Here is a 19,217-nt window from a genome sequence, read left to right as displayed (position 1 = left end):
TCTAGACATACTAATGCTCCCTTCCAGATAACAAGTTTTTATTTTTTCACTTGTCTACCTAGAAGGGAGCATATCACAGCTCCTTAGATTCTTTCTGTTTATTTCCAAAGGTCTGTATTGTCCAGTCCGATATCTTTCGCCTTAAATACAGGGTTTATCCCTTCTTCTCTCTGTTTAACATAATTATTCAGCGCACGGATTGCGATACCGCCTAAGCAGAACATGGCAATAATGTTCACAATAGCCATACCGCCCATGATGATATCCGCCAGATTCCACGCCAGCTGCAGATTGGAGTTGGCACCGATAAATACCATGACTACTGCCAGCAGCCGGAAGATGGTCATAAAAGCCTTGCTTTCGCTGATAAACTTAATATTAGCTTCTGCATAGAAGTAATTGCCGATGAGAGAGGTAAAAGCAAAGAGTGCAACAGACACAGTGATAATCCCTACACCAATCTCGCCGAACATGGATTTCACAGACTCCTGCACCAGTGGAATACCGTTGAGCTCACCGCCTACAGTGTACTTTCCCGTGCAAAGTACGATAAATACTGTGGTCGTACAGATAATCAGTGTATCAATAAATACGGAAATAACCTGTACCAGACCCTGTTTTACCGGGTGACTGACATCAGCTGCAGCAGCCGCATTCGGCGCAGACCCCATACCTGCCTCATTACTGAACAGACCTCTCTTTACGCCCCATACCATGCAAGAACCCGCAAAACCGCCAAAGATTGCCTCAAAGTCAAAAGCCTCCTCAAATATCATGCTGAAAATTGCCGGCAAGTCTTTTACGTGAGAGAGGGTAATGATAATGCCGATTAAAATATAGACTGAAGCCATAATCGGTACCAGTACAGAAGATACCGTACTGATTTTTTGTGCGCCGCCAAAAAACAGAATTGCAGAAACTCCCGCCAGAATTACGCCAACAATCAGCGCTGCTGCAGCATAGTTGTCCCCGGCATAATGCTCCAAAGAAGAAGCGATATTATATGCTTGCAGTCCGTTAAAGCCAAAAGCAAAAGTCAAAATCAAAAGAATCGCAAAGATTACACCCAGCCATCTTGCTTTCATTGCTCTTTCTATATAGTAAGCCGGACCGCCTTTAAAAATCTCTCCGTCCTTCTGCTTATAAATCTGCGCCAGGGTAGATTCGATAAAAGCTGATGCTGCTCCGACTATCGCCATAATCCACATCCAGAATACTGCTCCAGGACCGCCCGCTACGATTGCCGTTGCAATCCCCGCAATATTACCAGTTCCTACACGAGAGGCGGTTGCAATCATCAACGCCTGAAAGGAGGAGATTCCTCCATCATGACTTTTTTCCATTAAAACCCTGATGCCCTCCGGAAACAGTCTGATTTGAACAAACTTGGTTCTGATTGTAAAGAAAAGGCCTGCTACAATCAGTGCCCAAAATAACAAGTTACTGTACATCCAGCCGTCAATAGCGTCTGAAATCGTAACCAGTGATCCCATGATTTTTTGCATTGTTCGTTCTCTCCTTTAGTAAATAATAGTAATTATATTTATTATCCTATATGCTATAATACATGATAGTATTTTATCACAAAAAAAGAACACTTTCAATAAAATGTTCTTTTTTTGTATTTTGTTTTCCTAATTAATTCGCTAAATTACTCCCCTCTGCCGGTAATCCTTTATTGCATCCGTTTTTTCCTGCTGTATACTGCCGTACCCAGTGCCAGAACTGAAACACCGAGGATGCCTAAAAGCAGCATAAGCGACGTATCGTCTCCTGTTTCCGGCGAGAATTTACTGGATGTATCGTCACCAGGTCCAGGTCCCGGCCCCAACGGTACATCCGGATCATCGATATCTATTGGTGGCTCAGGATCATCAGATCCAGGTCCCGGTCCCAACGGCACATCCGGATCCTCAATATCGATTGGTGGGTTCGGATCGTCAGGATCCGGAGTCGAATCATCAGGCGTAGTCGGTATCACCGGTATATTTGGCTTAAAGGTGTTGGTAATTACCAGCACTTCCTCGACTTCCTCCACGCTGCTGACATAGCGGTAATCCAGTCCGACTCTGTCCTCGACAACTGTATATGCATATGGAGTTCCATTTTCGTCAGCAATCGGCTGATCTTTAAAAGTTACTTCTTGCCATACGTCATTCTCGTCAGGTCTGCAGATTTCATATGCGACTTTCTCTCCGTTTCTTACCAGCCAGATTTTGATATATTCGGGCCTTAACTTGTGCTGGTCGTCATTATCGTCCCAAACCTTAGTAGCCTTGATGTCCCTCAAATCTTGCTCGTCATCAGGATGACCAATAATCACATCACCATTGCTTCCAATACCGCCGCCGCGAGTACCGGAAGTATTACCAGCAATAAACACACCAGCAAGACCCATAGCTTTCTCAATTTCCGGCGCCTCTGCCGTTAAATCCGTATGCATTGCGTGAATACCGCTTTTGTGCACGCCGCTGAGCGTAATTTCTTCACCACTCACACTTTTCCAGTGGTAAGCGCCGCCGCCCAGCATATATTCGGAAATATGGCTGCCCGGAGTCACATGCACAGAAGATACGCCGGTTCCATGATCTACATTGGAGCAAAGAATATCCTCTGCAATTCCTTCTGTGCTGTGATTCTGATAGAACACGCCTCCATCGGTCACGTAAATCGTTGTATTGGAAGTACCACAGCCCGCAAGACCTGCACCGTACTCACCCAGCATGCCTTTTGCGGCGTTGTTGTATACTGCCACATTGTAAACATATAATACGCCATTTTTATAACCGAGATCCTGCAGACCACCGTTGACATAGATACCGCCGCCACCAAACCAGCCGCGTTCACCGTCACAGCGATTGTTGAGAATACCAACGACTTCTCCGGTCTTCATCTCTTCATTGACAATCGCCTTACCGTTACATTCTACATAGATACCGCCGCCACAGCTCTTCGCATAGTTTTCTGCAATATAGCCGCCATTGATTTTTAAAAGTGGATAAGCATTTGTTTCTGCTAAGCCGCCGACAGAGATTGCGCCGCCGTTGCTACTTTCTGAACGATTTCCACGCAGCACACCGCCATTCATAATCATTTGTGAATCATGTGTAATCATCACAGCGCCGCCCTGACCTGCTTTGCTCTTTCCAGTGGCAATATTAGATTCCATTACGCCGTCATTCATGGTAAATACGCCGTCTCCATAAAGGAACACCCCGCCGCCGAATTCTGCACTGCAGTTGCAAATTACGCCGCCGTTCATAGTAAGTTTTCCGCTGCACATAATTGCGCCGCCCCGTGACTCCACGCCAGAAGCTGCTGAAACGTTGTTGCTTCGCAAAATCGCATCTTCGCCAATTTCCATAGTACCGCCGAGACTGATTAACGCTTTCGTATTAGTCAGACCGTAGGACGCCGCACCGTCGATGGTGATATGGGAAAGTGCAAAATTGCTTCCGCTCGGTACGGAAATTAAATTTCCGTTATATTCCGGATAGCGCATAATCTGTCCTTTTTCCAAAGTCCAAGACGCGCTGCCGCTTATCCTAACCGTTCCCATGATATAGATAGTATCTAATTCTTCGTGAGCAGTCAGGATTTCTTTTGCCTTTTCAAAAGTCTTTACAGGCGCCGTCTTGGAAAGACCATCGGCGCTGTCGCTGCCTTTGTTTCCATCCAGATACACACCCTGAAGCATTTTCTTCTCAAGTTCAATTTTATCATCCTTCTGCACAAGTCTTACTAAAGGATTTTTCAAACCTTTTACATTAATTTTATCCGAAAGATTTTTATCGAGGGCACCGGTCATCAGCGTAATATTCTGTTCTAAAAATCCGTCTCCGTTAAGCTGCGCCAGTACTGTACTATCAAGTTCTATGGAAATATTTTCCACCTCGAAGTTTTGACCTAGTGCCACAGATTTTCTGCAACAACACCTTCTGCTACGGAAAGCTGTCCCTCTTCAACGGCTCTCAATGTGCCGTGAATAGTTCCCGTTCCTTCCAGCTTCAGTTTTCCCGCTGCTGTTGAAATCCCGCTGCTGCCTCTAATCCACACAGTATGACCGTTTAGGTCAATAGTTAAATCCTTCTCAACGCGAATGGATTTTGTCGTTAAAGCAGCGCTTCCGTCAGATTCCCCTGCGATTAAAACGATCTTATCTCCTGTCTTTGCAGCGTCTACAGCCGCCTGCAGACTTCTAAAAGTTTCATCACCAATGCGGGCAACAATTCTATCATCGTATTTACCCGCGGTAAAATATCTGTCACTGGTGCTGTCTGTGCTCAGCCCTTCTTTTTCATTGATATAGTTCGTCTCATCATGCCAAGTGTAGCCCTCAAAAGACGTTTCGCCGTCTTCCATAGCTTCAGCCTTAATAACGTCTACCGAACTGTTTGCACTGAGGAACAAATCATTGGCGCCGCTGTCCGCACCGCTGGTGTTTTCATAAATCGCACCGGAAATCATGCGCAGATAGCCTTTACCGTCCGCAGCAACACCTCCAGTCGCATTTGTTTCGGTTCCGGTTGCCTCGTTATACCTGATTACGGTGTTCTTCAATTCTATACCATCCCTTGGCTTACTACAGTTGCTATACACCGTCGCGTACTTTGAAGTGTTCTTTTCTAAAAGACAATCTTCTAAGAACAGTTCCGAACTGTTCCCATAAACATTTACAATACATCCTTGCGGACTGTTGTTTTCAGAGAAAATACAGTTCTTTAAGATATTCTTTAAACCTCCGACGAAAATACTTTCGGTATTTTCACCGGCATTCTTAGTAAAAGTGCAGGCTTTCAATACGATCGGCTTATCCCCACTGCCACTGATGCCTCTGGAAGAAACCGCCGCCGCTTCTCTGGCGATGTTTCCGGTAAACACAACATTTTCAATGATAGTATTTTCATCTGTGCTGATATGCATACCACCACCAGAAGCCGCCTGATTTCCTGATACTTCCAGATCTCTTATCTCCGCGCCATCGCCAGTCAGATAAAGACCTCCTCCCCGGAGAACCGTCTCGTTGCCTGCAAGTTTGCCCCCAGTCATGGTCACATTGCCGCCACCGTAACTACTACTGGAAAAAATACCACCACCATTGCTGTCAGCAGTATTTTCTGTCAGGCTGCAGTTTTCCAGCACAATTGTTCCATAGCTGCCAATCCCGCCGCCACTGCTGCCTGCACTGTTTTGTGAAAAGGTACTATCAGCAATTTCCGCGCTGCTGCTTCCGCCGCTGAGCATTATGCCGCCACCATTGCCGTTCGCATAGTTGCCGCTGAACGTAGTGCTTTTCAGGCTGAGCTTAATACCGTTTGCAAAGATACCGCCGCCGTGACTATCTGATTTGTTTTCTGTTACTGTGCACTCTTTCAAAGTGACTGACGCGTTGGCGTAAATGCCGCCACCCTGATAGCTTGTTTCATTACCTATTATAGAACAATTTTCCAATGTGACAGCGCCTTTTGCATAAATCGCGCCGCCCTGACAGGCTTTATTTTCGTTCAGATTGCAGTTCTTCAGGTTCAGGGTACTGTCTTCATCATGAAGATAGATTCCGCCTCCAACCTGGGTGCTATAGACTTTTTCCCGAATCTCATTATTTCCAATCGTTGTCTTATCCGCATTCAGACTGCTTCCAACCAGCGCAATGCCACCGCCGTAATAAGTATTGACATTATCACAAACTTCACAGTTGTTCATAGTAACACTGCTGTAAGCGGCATAAATACCGCCGCCCCATCCTCCGGTCGCTGTATTTCCTATCACATTTATATTTTCCAGCAAGACATCTGCTTTACTGATATAAATGCCTTCGCCATTGGTTGCAGTCGTATCCTTAATCGTTCCGTTTATAATCTTTGCGTCCACACCATTGATATAGACCGCGCAGGAACCATTTCCTGAAATACTACGTCCCTGCAAATCCAATGTAATCGCCTTGCGTAATACGACAGATTTGTTTATATCTTTGTGCAGACAGACTGTATCCCCTTCTTTGGCCGCATTCAAAGCTTCCTGCAGCGTATCATACGCATTTTCGCCGATAGAAGCCTCTGCCGTTTCTGCTGCTTCTGATGTTTCCGTAGCCTCGCTCCTGTCCTGTACTGCAGTGTCCATCCCCGTTTCACTGTCTTCTTCTGCAAGCACTACGTTTTTTTCCTCTTCTGCGGAATTTTCTCCTTCAGAATTTTCTTCTGTCAAAGTTCCACTGCCGTCAGACGTTTCTTCTGTTAGTAGAGCTGCATGTTCTGAATCCTCCGATTCAAAAGCAGCCGCCTGCATCGTAGGTACCGAAAGAAGCATTGCCACTGAGAGTCCAATTGCAATGATTCGTTTTCTATTCTGTGATTGTGGTTTTTGCCTTTTTCTCACAGGTTCCCCTCCTTCATTACTCTTTCTTCTCATTATTTCCAATATTATTATATTCGCTTTTTCTATCTCTGTCAATCGTTGATTTTCCAACACTTTCGTTAGATTTTGGTTAGATTTTCCCCTTACAAAAACAGGAAAGCTGCCATACGGCTGAATCCTATTAGATTTAACCGTATGGCAGCTTTTCAGACTACCCAGGCTTCGATGTGCATATTTTGAGTAATTATGTCGATTATATGCACATCGGTATGCATATTTTTTAAAAAAACACCTTTAATATGCACATTGGTACTGTTCCCATTGAAAAAGCTGCCGAAAGAACAGTAAAATTCTTCATAAGCAGCTTTGTTTGTGCATATTTTAAGAATTTCCCAAGAAAATATGCACAACATCGTGCATATTTTAGGACTTTTTCTTGAATATATGTAATTCGCAGCGCCCGCCTCATTACAGCCGTCTCGCAACAGCCTTCTCGCGAAGCTTTTTACGCAGTACCAAGAAAGTAATCAAATGTGCTGTCGCTGTAACACCCCAAGTCACCGGATAAGTGATGTAAAGCATCTCCAGCGTATGGAACTGCGGCATTTGAAACAGTGTCGTAATCCACAAAATTCTAAGACCGCAAACACCAACCAGCGAAACCAGCATTGGCATAACAGAATAGCCCATGCCGCGCAGTGCGCCTACCATAACATCCATAGCGCCACAAAGCGCATAGGTCGGCGCTATAATTCGCATCCTGCGCATACCTGCTGCAACCACCGCGCCGCTGGAAGAGTATATCCCCAGAAGAAACGGTGCAAATGCCAGTTCCAAAAGGCCTGTAATCAAACCTATTCCGATGGCGCACATCTCGCCTCTTGTCAAAATCTTGTCGATTCTGCTGATTCTCCTTGCTCCCACATTCTGACTGGTAAAAGAAATCGTCGCCTGATAAAAAGCATTCATAGGGAAATAAATAAAATTCTCCACGTTGCTGGACGCCGAGTTTCCTGCCACGATAGTCGCGCCAAAAGAATTTATGGAGGACTGAATCATCACGTTGGTCAGGGAGAAAATCATCCCCTGTACGCCCGCAGGAAGTCCAATTTTTACAATAGCAATCAGCTTGTCTCCATGAATGTGTAGCTCCCGCAGAACTAATTTCATGGCGCCTTCTTCTTTTCTCATGCACTGGATAATCAAAATCGCCGAAACCCACTGAGAAATTGCGGTTGCAGCACCAACACCCGCCACATCCATCCTCAGCGGAATTACAAAAATCAAATTAAGCACCACATTAATAACACCGGAAAATCCCAGATAGTACATCGGTCTTTTGGTATCACCGACCGCTCTAAGAATAGATGCACCAAAGTTATAAACCATAACTCCAGTCATGCCAAGAAAATATACGCGCAAATAAAGCGCTGCAAGATCCACAACCTCCTCCGGCGTTTTCATCCAGATTAGAATTTGTCTCGAACCCAAAATCCCTATAATCGTCAGCAGTACTCCACTGACAAAGCTAAGCGCAATGGCCGTATGCACGGTCTCCTTTAAAGCCTCACTGCGCCGCGCACCGTAGTATTTAGCCGCCATTACATTAGCGCCGATGGAAAGCCCGATAAAAAGATTTACTAAAAGATTAATCAGCGCCGTGGTAGAACCCACCGCCGCCAGCGAATGGTCCCCTGCAAAACGTCCCACCACAATAATATCTGCAGCATTAAACAGAATCTGCAAAATACTAGAAAACATTAAAGGAAGAGAGAACCTGAGCATCTTTTTTAGCACTGGTCCTCTCACCATATCCATTTCAAAATTTTTCTTCTCTGTCATACTTCTTCTCCTATCGCTAATATTAAATTATATGCCTTTCTGTATAAAAAGCAATAGAGAAGTTGCATTAAATTTGTTTTATTTTGTATTCAGAAAATACTGATTCGCCTTATATACACCGCCAAATGCCGGTTCCAGTTTCTGTCTGATTGCCGCAAGTCCCGGGTCGTCTACAATCCGCGCGCTGCGCATGCAGCGCTTTACACAGGCAAGACAGCCGATACATTTGGACTGGTCCGCTTCAAAGCCTGCTCCATCATGAATAGCACCTACCGGACATATACGCGCACAAAGACCACACTCACTGCACCGCTCTGCAGCAACAGTGTTCATCGGATGCCGGCTGCCTTCTCTATACGGGCGGTTTCCCGGTACATCCAAAGGCTCAAACAAACTTGCCTGGGTAATCTTTTCGGCAAAGTCTTCCACTTCCGCCAGATCCTCCTGACTCGGACGCCCTCCCGCCAGTTTCGCAGAATAGGTGTGTTCCGCAAGCCATGCGGCCGCTGCAATTCCTACAAATCCGTTCGCCTCGCACATGTCCTTGGTTTCCAAAAGCGCATCATCAAACTCTCTGTTTCCGTAGGTCACCGTAAAAATCGCCGGCGTTCCATCACCTGTAATGTTCCCATACAATTTTTCCGGATAAAGGGGAAGCCTTCCGGCATACACCGGCGCCCCAAAGATGACCAAATCATCAGCGCCAAAGTGGTATTTGCCAGCGCGCGCCTTCGCACTAGTCAGGTCAATCACGGTAAAATCCGGATCCAGTGCCTTTGCCACCGCTTCCACATATTTCTTCGTGCCCCGGGTCGGGCTGAAATAAATCGCTGTTACCTTTTTCATCTTAAAAAATCTTCCTCTCGCAAAACTCTGCCTTTTTCGGCTATGATAAACTGATGATCCCATCTGCCGCCCACCAGTGTTTCCAGCGTCTCAAAGAGCCTTGCACGCATATCCCTCGGCTCTGCGTGAAGTTTGCTGTCCAGTTCAATGACCGGATAGTCCGTTCCCTCTTTCTCCTGCGCTGCCCTCACATGATCGCTCATATTGCTGCAGGTGATTAATATAGTGCTCATGATTACGCTTCCGCTTTTCCCGTGATAATCCATGGAGCGGGCTGCACTTCAAAAGCGTTCTTTGCGTTCAGTCTGGACACCGCTACTTGAATCACCTCTGCTTCCTTGATGCCGTTAGCCTCCAAAATGCCTCTCATAGCCCCTGCCACACTCAAATCCAAAGTATAGATTACTAGATTCATCTGTGGATTCATGGAGAGAAGAAACTTGATTTCCTGCTCCATGCTGGCAGAAGCGACCATAAATGCCACCGAAGGAGTCGGGTAATTCTCAAAGGTTTCTTCATCCACATGATCTGTGATTTTCATATTGCGCAAATCAAAATATGCCATATTATCCATCATGGCATCTCTATTGCGATGATTGTATTCCACTGCAATAACAGTACCTTCATTTGCCATAAAAGCAGTCTCAATGGCAAGGCTTTCGCCTCCAATCACACAGACCGTATCTTCTCTTCCGATTTCCATTTTGTTCAAAATAATGGAACGAACTTCGCTTCCCACGCCTCTTCCGGAATCTTTGCGGAAATTCAAATTGTCCATGCCCATCTTATAGGTATTGCGAGAGCTCGGATTTACCACCAGCATACCCGCAGAAGCGTTAATGCCGCGGTTAATCATATCGCTGACTTTATCGTGCTTAATCGGACCTTCCGGCGCGGAACCCTCGTTGTACCAGACCTCGCAGTCACCAAGCCCTGCATTCCACATATGATAAAAAATTTCAGCGTCTCCTGCTTCCATAAAAGCAAGCACTGCCTTATGCGCCTCTACTGTCGGAATCAGATTCTTATTTCTCTTGGTGATATCCATCATCTTAATCTGTTCCAAGTCAATCGGTGTATTATCTGCAAAATACTGCAGCCACGATAAAATAATTTCGTTGGTGAAAAGTTGTTTTTCCATAGCTTTCCGTCCTTTCTGTCTGTCAGGCTTCTTTTTCTTATTTTATCACGAATCCAGTGGGGTTTCAAGAAATCCCAGCTTACTTTCCGCCGCTGAAAACAATTTCTTCCCCACATGTCAAAAGACTCCATCATCCGATGGAGTCTTCTGACTGCGATATCTAATTAAGAAAGAACGTTCAAAAAGAAATTATCTCGTGTAACCCTATCTCCTTTTGACAAGTTTAGTATAGCAAGGAAATGTGATGATTTTGTCAAGGAATCGTATCGCTTCCATGTCTTTTGCGTTACGAAATAGTAAAGTTAGACCTGAACATCTTCGATAAGAATTTCCGTTTCCATTGGATACTTTGCCTTAATCTCTCCCAGCTTCTTAAAATGCGGCTGCTTTGTATGGTTTTTCTGTGCCTGCCTGCTCTCCCACTGTTCCCACAGCAAAATCTGGTTCTCCGAATCTGCCGGATAATAATAGGCATACCTGATGCACCCATCCTCCGCCAACGATTTTTCTATCACGCCGCAGGTTTTCACTTCCCCGTAAAAAGCGTCTCGCGCCGCTTTATCCTTTAGTGTGTATGTTACATAGAAATTCGTCATTTTTACATCGTTCCTTTCATGAACTTTTATAACAGTATAGCATAATTTATATTTTCCTCGCAACCACATGATATTTAGGTATGACCATAACATGGTAATGGCAAAAATACAACCATAGAAATATCATTTTGTAAAATTTCTTGCCATAGGATATAATGAAACTACATTAATCCCCGGAGGAATTTATCATGGAAATTATAGAATCTTATCTAACAAAGAGTGCCTGCTTTTTAGAAGGCGATACCATTGAGGTGAAAGGACTCATGCTGCACTCAGTAGGCTGCGCCTATCAGCAGCCTTTTTACTTTATGGAAAAGTGGAACAATCCCGACTGTCAGGAAGCCTGCGTTCACGCATTTATCGACGGCACAGACGGAAAAATTTATCAGACACTGCCGTGGAATCACCGTGCCTGGCACTGCGGCGGCACTTACAACAGCACCCACATCGGCGTAGAAATGTGTGAACCCGCCTCCCTTTCCTATACCAGTCAATTTGGGTTTACCTGTGATAACAGGGAAGAAGCGCTCGCCTGTGCAAAGCTGACTTACGATACTGCGGTGGAACTTTTCGCATGGCTTTGCCATAAATACGGGTTAGATCCGCTGGCAGACGGCGTCATCGTTTCACACTACGAAGGTTATCTTCGTGGCACTGCCTCTGACCACGAAGATCCAGAGCATTTCTGGCAAGGACTTGGTACAGACTACACGATGGACGGATTCCGCCGAGATGTAAAGTCTGCAATGTAAAATCGGCAACACAAAACCCCATCCGAAGATGGGGTTTGTTTTTGATTGCTGAAAGTATAAATACCTTTTCTGATTAACGCTTGGAGAACTGGGAAGCTCTTCTTGCCTTTTTCAGACCGTACTTCTTTCTTTCCTTCATTCTTGGGTCTCTTGTTAAGAATCCAGCAGCTTTTAAAGGCGCTCTGTAGCTTTCCTTGTCAGCTTGGCAAAGTGCTCTTGAGATACCGTGTCTCAGCGCACCAGCCTGACCTGTAAATCCGCCGCCTGCTACTGTAGCAATTACATCGAATTTGCCTTCGCAGCCTGCAACTTCAAAAGGTCTTCTTACTTCTCTCTTAACGATTTCCATTCCGAAGTAATCTTCTAAGTCTTTCTTGTTTACAGTGATTTTTCCAGTTCCAGGGATTAATCTAACTCTAGCAACTGAATGTTTTCTTCTACCAGTTCCCTGATATTGTAATTTTGCCATTGTCTATTCCTCCCTTTCCTTAGATTTCCAAAGTTTCCGGCTTCTGTGCAGCATGTGCATGCTCAGGACCTGCGTAAACTTTTAACTTCTTAAACATCTGTCTGCCCAGTTTTCCATCAGGAAGCATGCCTTTCACTGCGTGCTTAATGATTTCTTCTGGTTTCTTTGCCTGTAACTTTTCGAAAGTGATTTCTCTCAGACCACCTGGATATCCAGTATGTCTCTTGTAAATCTTTTCTTTTCTCTTCTTGCCGGTTACTTCTACTTTCTCAGCGTTGATTACGATTACATAATCGCCACAGTCAACGTGCGGAGTGTAGATTGGCTTGTTCTTTCCTCTCAGAACAGAAGCAACTTCAGATGCCAGTCTGCCGAGAGTCTTACCTTCTGCATCAACAACGTACCATTTACGTTCTACTTCTGCAGGTTTTGCAATGTAAGATTTCATTGTCTCTTCCTTTCTACCTACTAAGATACCTTCGCCGGTATCGTTTTCGGTTCTGCCTACTGAAATTCCACAAGGAATTTGTTTCGGCATGACTAAAACTAACTTTTAGCTTGCAGCGCTGCCGAACCCTGGCGGTTCTACGCATGCAAATCGCCTGTGAAAGCACAGTGCACGACTATTATATAGCAAAACCCTTGAGATTGCAACATCTTTTTGCATGAAATCCTCAACAAATGCGGGAAATTTTATAACTGCAATCAAATCAGAGCGGTGTTCCTTATCTTTAACACGAACCTTAACCTAAATTTTGATTTTCTCCAAAAAGTGTATAAGAGTCATCCTCTGTATCGGCAATCTGTTTGGATTTTATGCCAGCTGATAGATAAATTAACAAGAATATTGCATGAAGTCTCAGAAAACTGTATATGAATAGAAATTCAAGCGCCGCTACCTAAATAATGTCAACAGTTTTATACATTTTTTAAGCGGTTTCTTATTTTGGGTTAAGATTTGCTCTCTTCTCTTATACACTTTTTTAAAAATTTCTCGTTTTAGGTTAAATCCCTTCCCCGTTAAACTGTCATAATAACTATTTGCCTCTGCTCGCCCTGGTAAATTCGATTTTTTAGTTGCATTTTATTTACATTTATTGTAAAATATTCCTATAAAATACATTCATCGAAGGAGGTTATCATGGGATACATCGAATTAACACAGCAAGATATCGCACTGCAAAAGAAACTTCTACATCAATATCACACAGCGCTTCAAAAATTGCCGCAGGGTAAACTCACTTATAAAACAATCAACGGCAGACTTTATTATTATTGGATTGACTCTGCCAAAAAGCAACATTACATTCATAGTAAAAATTCCGACCTGATTTATGACTTAAAGTATCGAAGATTTTTAGAGGAGGCCACCTGCCAGATTGAACAAAATCTTCATATACAGGAAAAAGTTCTAACGCGTTATGGTCCCTACGATCCGTTCTCTATTCAAAAGCGTCTGCCGAAGGCCTATTCTGACCTCATTCTCCCCTCTAACCTCAAGAGCAAATCTCCACATTATGACGGTGCAGAGGCGAGTTACCGTCCGGAAGGCTTAACCTACTCGACTTCTTTTGGTTTATATTTGCGTTCGAAATCCGAAGTCATTATTGCAGAGCTAATGCACGCTGCGAATATTGATTTTAGATATGAGCCAAAGGTTCGTCTGCAAACACCTGACGGGCACTGGATTACCTACAGACCAGATTTTGAGATCACACCACCTTTATATGAAGACATTTTCTGGGAGCATGCAGGACTTTTGCACAACGAAAGATACAGGGAAAGCTTTTTCAATAAAATTACTACATATCATCACAACAATATTGTAATGCCGAAGAATCTGATTGTCACAATGGACAACCCCGATGGCACACTGGATGTTGCTGCTATTGATCGAATCATCAAAGGACAACTTCTTCCTCTCTTTAGAAAAGCTTAACCTAAATCTAAAATTTTTGCAAAAAATGTATAAATATCATCATCTAGGTTTAGCCTGAATCGGAATTTACACAATAAAATAACCGAAATCCCAGGATTTCTGCAATTTTGAAAGCGAGGCAGTTGACATTCATCATAAAACTTATACATTTCTTGATGTTTCTCTGGATTTCGGTTAAGTTTTTGTAATTTCGTTATACACAAAATTCATTTTTTTGGATTTTAGGTTAAGAATACTGCTCTACTATCTCCCTACTCAAACAGCGGCGTAGAAAAATACCTCTCTGCAGTGTCAGGCAATATCGTTACGACGGTCTTGCCTTTTCCCAGTTTTTCTGCCAGCCTAAGCGCCGCTGCCACATTGGTACCGCTGGAGATACCGCACATGAGCCCTTCCTTGCGTGCCAAGTCCTTGGCCGTCTGCAGCGCCTCTTCATCGCTGACGATATAGATATCATCGTAAATCTGCTGATTCAAAACCTTTGGGATAATACCATCTCCAATTCCCATCTGTATATGTGTTCCCACCGTACCTCCTGCTAAAATCGCAGCATTCTGCGGCTCCACTGCCCAGATTTCAATCTGCGGATTCAAAGCTTTCAGCGTTTCTCCGATACCTGTAATGGTTCCGCCGGTGCCAATACCAGAACAAAATCCGTCAATAGGTCCTGCCACCTGTTCCAAAATCTCAAGCCCGGTATGGTGACGATGCACCATTGGATTTGCTTCATTTTCAAACTGCTGCGGTACAAAAACTTTCGGATTCTCGGCAGCCATGCGGTTCGCCATCTGTACACACTCTTCGATACAGTCGCCAATATTGCCCTCGTCATGTACCAGCAGCACCTTTGCGCCGTAATGCTCCACAAGGAAACGACGTTCCTGACTGACAGAATCCGGCATGATAATAACAGTCTCATAGCCTTTTACTGCGCCTACAAGGGCAAGCCCAATTCCCTGATTCCCGCTGGTCGGTTCAACAATCACAGAATCCGGCCGCAAAATTCCGTCTTCCTCCGCCTTTGTAATCATATTGTAAGCAGTTCTCGTCTTTACAGAACCGCCTACGTTAAGCCCCTCAAATTTTACAAGCACCCTCGCACTTTCAGGACTAACCATTTTATTCAGCTGAATCATCGGGGTTTCACCCATGGCGTCTAACACATTTTTATATATCATCGTTTAACTCCTACTTAAAAACTATTTACTCAGTATATCATAAAGATTTTAATTTGTCACTTTTCTTTGACAACGCCGCTAATTTGTGCTATAGTACTTACGAAAATAAAATAAGACAGTTCGTGACCATCCTGTCTATAAACAAAACTACGGAACTAAAGTCAACATTATTTTTGATTATTATTTTAATGTGCCTGCAGATTCTGTAGGCGCATTTTTTGTTCCGGGAAAGGACAAAAAATGGAACGTTATTCCATCATTTCTGACAAGAATCCGCGGGAAATCGTCCTCCTGCGCGGCAGCGGATGTAAATGGCGCAGATGCAGATTCTGCGATTATCATCTGGATTTTTCCAAAGACGAAACCGCAAACTTCAATCTAAACCGGGAAGTGCTTGGCAAAATTACAGGGCTTTACCACAAGCTGGAGGTAATCAATTCCGGCAGCATCTGTGATTTGGACAAGGCTACCATGGCACAGATTAAAACAGTCTGCAAGACGAAAAACATCAAGCAGGTTCACTTTGAATGTCACTGGACAGACAGAAGTTGTATCAGCCACCTCCGGGAAGAATTTGCTGCTGCCGGCATTCTTCTAAAATTTAAAATCGGAGTGGAAACCTTTGATTCTCTCTTTAGAGAATCCTATCTATTAAAGGGCATCGACGAAACAGACCCTGAGAAAATCGCTGAGGACTTCAACGAATGCTGTCTGCTCTTCGGTATTCCAGGACAAACGGCGGATTCTATGAGATCCGACATCGAAACAGGGCTGGCATACTTTGAGCGGGTTTGTGTCAATATTATGGTAGAAAACTCTACCCCGGTGCGGCCTGATCCCCGCGTTATCGAGCTTTTTAAAAACACCATCATGCCAAAATACCTGCATAATGAGCGGGTAGATATTTTAATGAATAATACAGATTTCGGAGTAGGAGGTAAATCTAATGAGTAATGAATTAGTTTTAATCGTGAGTCTAGTCTGCATTTATGCAGCAGTTGTTCTTTTTTATAAATTTTTCGGTAAGACCGGTCTTTATATGTGGACTGTGGTCGCCACTATCGCAGCTAATATTGAAGCGCTGATTCTGGTAGATGCTTTCGGCATGGAACAGACTTTGGGCAATATCCTGTTTGCCTCTACTTTCCTGGTCACTGACATTTTAAGTGAAACAGAAGGCAGAAAATACGCAAACACTGCTGTAAAAATCGGCATTTGTGTCAGCATAGCTTTCATTCTGATTTCCCAGTCCTGGTTCTTATACACGCCAAATGCAAACGACTGGGCAATGCCTTCCATTCAGTCGGTATTTTCCAACACACCGCGGCTTATGCTGGTCAGCATTGCAGTCTATGGTATCGTACAGATGTTTGATGTCTGCGCTTACCATCTGATTTGGAAACGCACGGAAAAAGTACTCGGTGACAGCCAGAAAGGACTTTGGATCCGCAATAACGGCTCCACTTTGCTGTCTCAGCTTATGAATACCGTACTATTTACTTTCGGTGCTTTTGCAGGAGTCCACAGTTTTTCTACACTGATCCACATCTGCATGTCCAGCTACGTCATCTTCATTTTCACCAGCGTTCTGGACACCCCTGCAGTGTATCTGGCTCGCAAACTGAAAAATAAAAATCAAATTTCAGAGCTGTCATAAACGCAGCCCCGACTCATGTGCATAGATTACATGTAATATATTATTATAAATCGTGCATTTGCATTATGGACAAAAAAATATTCCCAAACCCCTTGACAAATCCGCAAAAAGCGGTATGATATTTACATCGTAAGCCACAAATTTGATGTGGATTATATATTTTATATCATTCGCAAATACCTATAATAAATTATAATAAAGTCCTAATCCAAAGAGAAAATGGCGGGAATTACCTCGCCGTTTTTTCTTTGATTCACACACCTTGAAATTCTGCCTCTATTTTTTCTGCAATAGTCTGCTCTGTCAATTCCGAAAGACCATATAATCTTTCATTCATCATATCGCGGAAACAAACCGGAAGGTGGTCTCTGTTCGCTCGATGCGCTGCTACACATTCAACACAGTTTCCATGCATTCTGCACGGTCTGGCGCAAGAACAATGATCTTCCCCACGGGCGATAGCCTCCCGCAGCTGTTTTGAAAATTCAATCCCCAGTCGAACGGATTTCTTTTCATCTCCGCGTTTATATGCTTCCATCGCTGCCATCTCGATTTCATTATAATCGATCTGCATCTTTCGTCCTCCTCTCTCAAGCCAGCGTTATTCTTCAATGAGACTTTTAAACATTTCCACAGCATTTTCCATGATACTGTCAGTGAAGTCATATCCCGATGTGTGAAACGAAGGAACATAAAGTCCACCGCCAATATAAAAGTAAAGTTGCAAGTAGCTATTAATAGCCGGCATTCATTATTCGATGTACTAGTAGTCAACTGATGGCTGAATTAGAGAATCAACCAATAGTTCCTTCCAAAAAAAATGCTTATTATGTATGATAAAACTAGGAGGTAAGAAATGAATCAAGAAAAAATTGGAAAATTTATTGCTGAATGTCGTAAAGAAAAAAATCCTACTCAGCTACAGCTGGCAGAAAAGCTTAACATTAGTAATAGGGCGGTTTCAAAATGGGAAACAGGAAAAAGCTGTCCAGATGTAGCGATAATGATGGATCTATGTGACATTCTTGGCATAAATGTAAATGAATTGTTATCAGGAGAAAGGATTATAGTGGAAAATTATCAAAAAAAGGCAGAACAAAATTTGGTGGAATTACAGAAACAAAAAGCGCAAGCAAACAAGATGAAAAGAAAATTGGAAATATTATGGGGAGTGATTACAATTATTCTACGTCCAGTTCATTTAGCTATAAATTATTTTTATCCTGAAAATCAAGGAACATATATTGGTTGGTTGATTTTGACAATAGGGGCTCTTTTGTTTGTACCATATTTTTTAAAATATTACAAAGTAGAAATTAAATTGAAAGAAGTAACTAATTGATATATTTATCGCTTCTGTTTCATTTCATAAGATTTTAAAGCAAACGCCCACCAAATAAAAAACGGTGTATGGTGGGGGGGAGAGTTGCTACGCCCGAAAGACTTAACAGATACTCTTCAAGCTTGTTTTAAAGTTTAGCAGTATTCTATCTGCTCCTACAAAACAAGGTCAATTCATACATAGCATGTCATGAAGCGTTTTGTCAAATGCTTTTTTGCGTTATTGACGCAGGCCCTTGCTAGTGCGGCGTGAAACGGGGCAAGATTGTTAAATCCTGTTCCCCGTTTTCAGCGGCGCAATGGCAACGGCAAAATTCCAGACGGTCAGGGGTTTAAGGGTGGAGATTTTTTCGCGCACTTTGTGGAAAAATACTACTCGCTCCTTGACGGTCTGGATAGTCGGAACGGACATAGCGCGAGGATTGTTTCTCGTAATCGGGTATGGTATAATTCTCCCTAGTACAAACTGATAAATCGTAATTAGAAACTCATAATTTTACAGGTGTTTATCACACCTCATAGGGTTTTAATAAAATCCTCCGAAAGCCTTGAAAACAAAGGATTTATCGCAATCATCACACCTTATTTCTTTATATGATTTCACACCATGTTACCCTTGTTCTGCACAATCATAAGGGCAAAATCAAGGGCAAGAAAATCTCATAACAAGTTATAACAGAGTGTGGTAATCGGAGAACTGTGATATATGTGCGAATATATTATAACGGAGGACTTTTTAATGGATAAGTATATTTATGATGAAAGCAACGGTCTTTGGTATGAACTGCAAGGAGATTATTATATTCCTTGCCTTACTTTACCAGCCGAAAAAGGACACAAGCCTATCGGCTTATGGGGGCAGCGACACAAACACTATTTGCAGGAACATAAACGGGCAGTTTACACCACGCTTCTCACAAGCGGAAAATTGAACTGTTATCTTGCTGATATTGACGAACAAGCAACGAAGATGATGTTTCGATTGGTCGAACAAATGGCTGACAAGGAGGGCGTGACTGAACAACTAAAAGCAGAAAGCATGATATTGTGGATTGGAAGAATGAATGAAATACAAGCGAGGGCGAGAGAAATTGTATATAGC

General features: G+C 43.4%; 18 protein-coding genes. 6 read left to right on the top strand and 12 right to left on the bottom strand.

The genetic code is table 11. The features are described 5' to 3' along the window. Nucleotides 1–98: 98 nt before the first annotated feature. The 8 genes from D1155_RS04270 to D1155_RS04235 form a co-directional block, all read right to left on the bottom strand. On the bottom strand, nucleotides 99–1,505 hold the full coding sequence (locus tag D1155_RS04270; RefSeq protein ID WP_243151011.1) for an alanine/glycine:cation symporter family protein: 1,407 nt from the start codon (nucleotides 1,503–1,505) through the stop codon (nucleotides 99–101). A 170-nt stretch (nucleotides 1,506–1,675) separates the two neighbouring features. After that, nucleotides 1,676–3,916 carry a Cna B-type domain-containing protein gene (locus D1155_RS16075; RefSeq protein ID WP_160201168.1) on the bottom strand — a complete coding sequence of 747 codons (2,241 nt, stop codon included), beginning with the start codon at nucleotides 3,914–3,916 and terminating at the stop codon, nucleotides 1,676–1,678. After that, nucleotides 3,907–6,375: a right-handed parallel beta-helix repeat-containing protein gene (locus D1155_RS04260; protein WP_160201167.1), complete on the bottom strand. Its 2,469-nt coding sequence runs from the start codon at nucleotides 6,373–6,375 to the stop codon at nucleotides 3,907–3,909. Before D1155_RS04260 ends, D1155_RS16075 begins: the two co-directional genes overlap by 10 nt. Nucleotides 6,376–6,822: 447 nt before the next feature. After that, nucleotides 6,823–8,196 (bottom strand): MATE family efflux transporter, encoded by a 1,374-nt coding sequence (locus D1155_RS04255; RefSeq protein WP_160201166.1) that lies wholly within the window; start codon nucleotides 8,194–8,196, stop codon nucleotides 6,823–6,825. A gap of 78 nt (nucleotides 8,197–8,274) precedes the next feature. Then, a complete protein-coding gene (locus D1155_RS04250) occupies nucleotides 8,275–9,042 on the bottom strand; it encodes a 4Fe-4S binding protein (RefSeq protein ID WP_160201165.1) in 768 nt (255 codons plus the stop codon). Next, nucleotides 9,039–9,275 (bottom strand): hypothetical protein, encoded by a 237-nt coding sequence (locus D1155_RS04245; RefSeq protein WP_160201164.1) that lies wholly within the window; start codon nucleotides 9,273–9,275, stop codon nucleotides 9,039–9,041. The genes D1155_RS04250 and D1155_RS04245 overlap by 4 nt, the downstream gene beginning before the upstream one ends. 2 nt (nucleotides 9,276–9,277) lie before the next feature. Continuing rightward, nucleotides 9,278–10,183 carry a precorrin-6B methylase gene (locus D1155_RS04240; protein ID WP_160201163.1) on the bottom strand — a complete coding sequence of 302 codons (906 nt, stop codon included), beginning with the start codon at nucleotides 10,181–10,183 and terminating at the stop codon, nucleotides 9,278–9,280. A gap of 302 nt (nucleotides 10,184–10,485) precedes the next feature. Beyond that, complete coding sequence (locus D1155_RS04235; RefSeq protein ID WP_160201162.1) at nucleotides 10,486–10,779, bottom strand: antibiotic biosynthesis monooxygenase; 294 nt, start codon at nucleotides 10,777–10,779, stop codon at nucleotides 10,486–10,488. A 188-nt stretch (nucleotides 10,780–10,967) separates the two neighbouring features. Between D1155_RS04235 and D1155_RS04230 the strand changes: the two genes are divergently transcribed. Beyond that, the gene (locus D1155_RS04230; protein ID WP_160201161.1) at nucleotides 10,968–11,531 is read left to right on the top strand and encodes a peptidoglycan recognition family protein; all 564 of its coding nucleotides are present in this window, start codon (nucleotides 10,968–10,970) and stop codon (nucleotides 11,529–11,531) included. A 73-nt stretch (nucleotides 11,532–11,604) separates the two neighbouring features. Here D1155_RS04230 and rpsI read toward each other — a convergent pair whose 3' ends face one another. After that, nucleotides 11,605–12,000, bottom strand: coding sequence for a 30S ribosomal protein S9 (gene rpsI / locus D1155_RS04225; protein WP_160201160.1), 396 nt, complete (start codon nucleotides 11,998–12,000; stop codon nucleotides 11,605–11,607). 19 nt (nucleotides 12,001–12,019) lie between these two features. Next, complete coding sequence (gene rplM, locus D1155_RS04220) at nucleotides 12,020–12,448, bottom strand: 50S ribosomal protein L13 (RefSeq protein WP_160201169.1); 429 nt, start codon at nucleotides 12,446–12,448, stop codon at nucleotides 12,020–12,022. 693 nt (nucleotides 12,449–13,141) lie between these two features. Between rplM and D1155_RS04215 the strand changes: the two genes are divergently transcribed. Further along, on the top strand, nucleotides 13,142–13,939 hold the full coding sequence (locus D1155_RS04215) for a hypothetical protein (RefSeq protein WP_160201159.1): 798 nt from the start codon (nucleotides 13,142–13,144) through the stop codon (nucleotides 13,937–13,939). 251 nt (nucleotides 13,940–14,190) lie between these two features. Here the strand turns inward: D1155_RS04215 and cysK are convergent, their stop codons facing one another. Continuing rightward, nucleotides 14,191–15,117, bottom strand: a complete 927-nt coding sequence (cysK, locus tag D1155_RS04210; RefSeq protein WP_160201158.1) for a cysteine synthase A — start codon at nucleotides 15,115–15,117, stop codon at nucleotides 14,191–14,193. Nucleotides 15,118–15,357: 240 nt separating this feature from the next. Between cysK and D1155_RS04205 the strand changes: the two genes are divergently transcribed. Then, complete coding sequence (locus D1155_RS04205) at nucleotides 15,358–16,071, top strand: radical SAM protein (RefSeq protein WP_160201157.1); 714 nt, start codon at nucleotides 15,358–15,360, stop codon at nucleotides 16,069–16,071. Further along, entirely contained in the window at nucleotides 16,064–16,774 is a 711-nt protein-coding gene (locus D1155_RS04200) for a queuosine precursor transporter (protein ID WP_160201156.1), read from the top strand. The genes D1155_RS04205 and D1155_RS04200 overlap by 8 nt, the downstream gene beginning before the upstream one ends. Nucleotides 16,775–17,027: 253 nt before the next feature. Here the strand turns inward: D1155_RS04200 and D1155_RS04195 are convergent, their stop codons facing one another. After that, nucleotides 17,028–17,348 (bottom strand): LPS biosynthesis protein, encoded by a 321-nt coding sequence (locus D1155_RS04195; RefSeq protein WP_160201155.1) that lies wholly within the window; start codon nucleotides 17,346–17,348, stop codon nucleotides 17,028–17,030. A 282-nt stretch (nucleotides 17,349–17,630) separates the two neighbouring features. On the opposite strand from D1155_RS04195, the gene D1155_RS04190 reads away from it, so the two are divergent. Both D1155_RS04190 and D1155_RS04185 read left to right on the top strand, forming a co-directional pair. After that, the gene (locus tag D1155_RS04190; RefSeq protein ID WP_160201154.1) at nucleotides 17,631–18,116 is read left to right on the top strand and encodes a helix-turn-helix transcriptional regulator; all 486 of its coding nucleotides are present in this window, start codon (nucleotides 17,631–17,633) and stop codon (nucleotides 18,114–18,116) included. A gap of 738 nt (nucleotides 18,117–18,854) precedes the next feature. After that, nucleotides 18,855–19,217 (top strand): TnpV protein (locus D1155_RS04185; protein ID WP_160201153.1); only part of this gene is annotated, 363 nt, incomplete at its 3' end.

The sequence above is a fragment of the Anaerotruncus sp. 80 genome, assembly GCF_009936115.1.
GTDB lineage: Bacteria > Bacillota > Clostridia > Peptostreptococcales > Anaerovoracaceae > Senimuribacter > Senimuribacter intestinalis.
The sequence above is the reverse complement of the archived record's forward strand: the minus strand, read 5'-3'. Positions and strand labels throughout refer to the sequence as shown.

What these genes read in the sequence shown, in the direction of transcription:
- D1155_RS04270 (WP_243151011.1), bottom strand. Translation starts at nt 1,505, where the DNA reads ATGCAAAAAATCATGGGATCACTGGTTACGATTTCAGACGCTATTGAC.
- D1155_RS04255 (WP_160201166.1), bottom strand. Translation starts at nt 8,196, where the DNA reads ATGACAGAGAAGAAAAATTTTGAAATGGATATGGTGAGAGGACCAGTG.
- D1155_RS04250 (WP_160201165.1), bottom strand. Translation starts at nt 9,042, where the DNA reads ATGAAAAAGGTAACAGCGATTTATTTCAGCCCGACCCGGGGCACGAAG.
- D1155_RS04245 (WP_160201164.1), bottom strand. Translation starts at nt 9,275, where the DNA reads ATGAGCACTATATTAATCACCTGCAGCAATATGAGCGATCATGTGAGG.
- D1155_RS04240 (WP_160201163.1), bottom strand. Translation starts at nt 10,183, where the DNA reads ATGGAAAAACAACTTTTCACCAACGAAATTATTTTATCGTGGCTGCAG.
- D1155_RS04235 (WP_160201162.1), bottom strand. Translation starts at nt 10,779, where the DNA reads ATGACGAATTTCTATGTAACATACACACTAAAGGATAAAGCGGCGCGA.
- D1155_RS04230 (WP_160201161.1), top strand. Translation starts at nt 10,968, where the DNA reads ATGGAAATTATAGAATCTTATCTAACAAAGAGTGCCTGCTTTTTAGAA.
- rpsI (WP_160201160.1), bottom strand. Translation starts at nt 12,000, where the DNA reads ATGGCAAAATTACAATATCAGGGAACTGGTAGAAGAAAACATTCAGTT.
- rplM (WP_160201169.1), bottom strand. Translation starts at nt 12,448, where the DNA reads ATGAAATCTTACATTGCAAAACCTGCAGAAGTAGAACGTAAATGGTAC.
- D1155_RS04215 (WP_160201159.1), top strand. Translation starts at nt 13,142, where the DNA reads ATGGGATACATCGAATTAACACAGCAAGATATCGCACTGCAAAAGAAA.
- cysK (WP_160201158.1), bottom strand. Translation starts at nt 15,117, where the DNA reads ATGATATATAAAAATGTGTTAGACGCCATGGGTGAAACCCCGATGATT.
- D1155_RS04205 (WP_160201157.1), top strand. Translation starts at nt 15,358, where the DNA reads ATGGAACGTTATTCCATCATTTCTGACAAGAATCCGCGGGAAATCGTC.
- D1155_RS04200 (WP_160201156.1), top strand. Translation starts at nt 16,064, where the DNA reads ATGAGTAATGAATTAGTTTTAATCGTGAGTCTAGTCTGCATTTATGCA.
- D1155_RS04195 (WP_160201155.1), bottom strand. Translation starts at nt 17,348, where the DNA reads ATGCAGATCGATTATAATGAAATCGAGATGGCAGCGATGGAAGCATAT.
- D1155_RS04190 (WP_160201154.1), top strand. Translation starts at nt 17,631, where the DNA reads ATGAATCAAGAAAAAATTGGAAAATTTATTGCTGAATGTCGTAAAGAA.